This window comes from Desulfitobacterium sp. (assembly GCF_982384815.1).
In genome coordinates, this window is the sequence record NZ_CEVWNY010000175.1 from 1 (window position 1) to 3,227 (window position 3,227).

General features: G+C 42.2%; 3 protein-coding genes and 1 pseudogene. All 4 read left to right on the top strand.

Annotation, left to right across the window (positions count from 1 at the left end; genetic code table 11):
* A pseudogene (gene proA / locus AC1U9U_RS15745) lies at positions 1–229 on the top strand (glutamate-5-semialdehyde dehydrogenase); the annotation flags it as partial.
* Positions 230–419: 190 nt separating this feature from the next.
* On the top strand, positions 420–554 hold the full coding sequence (locus AC1U9U_RS15750) for a hypothetical protein (protein WP_479961498.1): 135 nt from the start codon (positions 420–422) through the stop codon (positions 552–554).
* Positions 555–973: 419 nt separating this feature from the next.
* On the top strand, positions 974–2,623 hold the full coding sequence (locus tag AC1U9U_RS15755) for a methyl-accepting chemotaxis protein (RefSeq protein WP_479961499.1): 1,650 nt from the start codon (positions 974–976) through the stop codon (positions 2,621–2,623).
* Positions 2,624–2,730: 107 nt separating this feature from the next.
* Positions 2,731–3,227: DAHP synthetase I family protein (locus AC1U9U_RS15760; RefSeq protein ID WP_479961500.1), on the top strand; the 497-nt coding region annotated here is incomplete at its 3' end.

The following is a 3,227-nucleotide window of genomic DNA, read 5'->3' on the forward strand; positions in this document are numbered from 1 at the left end:
AACAATCATTACCGAGAATTACACCACGGCACAGCGTTTCCTAAATGAGGTGGATGCAGCTGCGGTCTATGTCAACGCTTCCACTCGCTTTACTGACGGTGGACGCTTTGGCTTTGGTGCCGAGATCGGCATCAGTACCCAGAAGCTTCATGCCCGCGGCCCGATGGGACTAAGAGAACTTACGACCGTAAAATACATGATCTATGGGGAAGATCAGATCGTAAACTAAATTAATAGGGCTATACTTTCATTTGATGTTCTCCAATTTTAAACTGGCCACTTGTACTTGAATTTTCTTTGACACTTATGGTGGAGCTTTCCATGGATTCAATTCCCAATATAATTGGCTTAAGACTCTAGCATACTAAATTTAGAGTTTCATATGGGTGTCTTGTCTATTGATTTAAGGAGGAATTGAAATGGATAAGAGGATCCTGGAAAGCGTTAAAGAATTTTATCGAAATGTCAAAGAACAAGAATTTTCTCTGGATTTGATTCCGACTCCGACTCTAGAAGACTTTCCTGAGGAGCAAGAGCGAAGAACAAAATTCTAATAATTGGCAGGAAACACCGATAAGTGCCTTGAAGGTACAAATTGATACTTAAACACTGGATATAGAATCGATAATGAAAAGAATACAAGTTAAACCTCCCCGGTCTGTACGAGGAGGTTTTTCAATGTTCAAATATAGGTACCTTTAACGTTTTAAATGATAATCCAAGGCCGTCTCGCTGATTTCTACGATCTTTCGCAGGGAATCCACTAATTCTTCTTGAAAAGTGGCAATACTCCTGGAAATCTAAGAGTGAATATAGAATAATCTGATTTTGATTTAAAGAAAAATTAACAAAGGAAAACAAACGGATGATGTAGAAATTTATCAAGAGAGGTCTTTAATCGATTAGGATAGTTTAAAAGGTTCTAGGATAAATTTAATTATTTGAAACATTTTTCGAAGGAGGGGAAAAAATAATGAGAAGTATCAGAGGTAGGTTTTTAATCATCATAGCGAGCATCTTTCTGTTTGTTTCGTTAATTCAGGCCTTTAGTTTTGGTTCCTTCTATTTTGTAAGTCAAGGGATTCAAACGGCAATTAAGACCGAGAAGCTTAAGCTTTCGGTGGTTCAAGTACAGCAATGGTTAACGGATATCAGTGCCACAAGAGCTACCGGAGGTTATGATGATGGTTTTGAGGAAGCTGAAAAATGGACTAAAGAATTTAAGCAGCAACTAACAGAGTTGAAGGAGCTCAACCCGTCCCGCGCGCAGGCCTATGAAGAAATAAATGTTTCTTTCGATACTTATTATGCTGTGGGGAAAAAGATGGCTCAGGCTTATATTGACGGTGGTCCTGATGCCGGTAATAAGATTATGGCGGAATTTGATCAGACGGCTAATGAGATCAATGGCCAGGTGGATCAACTGCGGCAGGAGGCCATGGCTAGAGCGGATGTTAGGGACGAAATGCTTGCCATTATTACCAGAGTAATTGTTGTAGGTACGGTGGTTTTTCTAGTCAGTATCCTTTTGGCAATCTTTATGAGTAATCGAATCATCAAGCCAATCCAAAAATTGCTTAAGGTGATTGAAAAGGCTGGTCAAGGTGATCTTCAGGTTCAAGTGGAGATAAAAGGTCGCGATGAGACCGCTCGTTTAGGGAAAGCCTTTAATGAAATGCTTAGTAAGCAAAGGGAAATTGTCACCCATGTGATCCAGACTGCTCAAGCCGTATTAGCTTCATCCCAGGAACTATCCGCTACGGCTCAAGACAGTCGGGTCCGTATGGAGGAAATCACGGCTTCAATCGAACAGATCTCCGCAGGAATGCAGGAGAATGCCTCCAGTGCGGAGGAAACTAGGACAGTAACAGAAAATGTTGCTGAAAATACGCTAACTGTTGCCGATCAAGCCCAAAAGGGTGCTAATGCCAGCAGGATGGTTCGCGATCTTTCTCAGGAAGGGAAGAAAGATATTTTGAACAATTTGGAGACGATGAAAGGCATTGAGATAGTTACACGGGATATTGCCGGTGCAATTGAGCAACTGCGTTTAAGTTCGGAAAAGATTGGTACGATTTCTAATACCATCAGCGGTATTGCCGATCAAACTAATTTACTGGCTTTAAATGCTGCCATTGAAGCAGCGCGGGCAGGGGAGCAGGGACGGGGATTTGCGGTGGTTGCCGAGGAGGTTCGCAAATTAGCTTCGGAAAGCAGCACCGCTGTAGAGGAGATCTCGGCTTTAGTTCTTTCTATCCAAAAGGAGATTGCTGATGCCGTTGAAAAAATGAACATTGGTGCCAAAGAGGTCGCCCAGGGGAAAGAAGTATCCTACAAAGTGGAAGCAGAGTTTGGAACCCTTGAACAGTCTGTACAGGAATTGGATGCCACTATTGATACCATCGCCCAATCGGCTCATGCTCAGTCTCTTGCTGTTAAGCAAGTTGCTGAGGCTATCGCGGCCATAAGTACCACTACTAATGAAGTAGCTATTAGTAGTGCTAACGTGACCGGTCATGTCGAGGAACAAAATAATATCATGAGTCAACTTAGTATTGCCAGTGAAGAATTGGCGAGAATGGCGGAAGGCCTAAGTGATATGGTCAAGGATTTTAAGGTGTAATTATTAGCGCTAAAAAGGATTTTTTTCTTGCGAATTTTATAGAATAACTCTATACTTGTAACAATATCCGATTGGATTGGTTTGAAGTAGAAATTGGGGTGTATGAAATGAGTATGAAATTTATAAAGAAGTTACCACCGGCGGAAGAGATCATAGCGCACTTGCCTTTAAGTAAAAAGGTAAGCGACCTTCGTGATAAACGGGTAGCAGAAGTAAAAAAGATCTTGGCAAGCGAAGACAACCGTTTCATTTTAATAATTGGTCCCTGCTCGGCAGACCATGAAGATCCGGTTTGTGAGTATATTGAACGCTTAGCCAAGGTTCAAGAAAAGGTCAAAGATACCATTCACATCGTTCCCAGGATTTATACCAACAAGCCCCGTACTACCGGGGAAGGCTATAAGGGGATGGTTCATCAGCCAGACCCGGAAAAAGCACCGGATATGTGTGAAGGTATTAAAGCCATTCGTCGTCTGCATATTCGCGCGATCTCTGAGTTTGGTATGCCGGCTGCTGATGAAATGCTTTATCCGGAGAATTACAGTTATCTAGCCGATGTCTTAGGTTACGTTGCTATTGGAGCTCGTTCCGTGGAAAACCAGCA

Bases quoted from the DNA above. Each gene is read 5' to 3' on its own strand.
- AC1U9U_RS15750 (WP_479961498.1), top strand. From the start codon at position 420: ATGGATAAGAGGATCCTGGAAAGCGTTAAAGAATTTTATCGAAATGTC.
- AC1U9U_RS15755 (WP_479961499.1), top strand. From the start codon at position 974: ATGAGAAGTATCAGAGGTAGGTTTTTAATCATCATAGCGAGCATCTTT.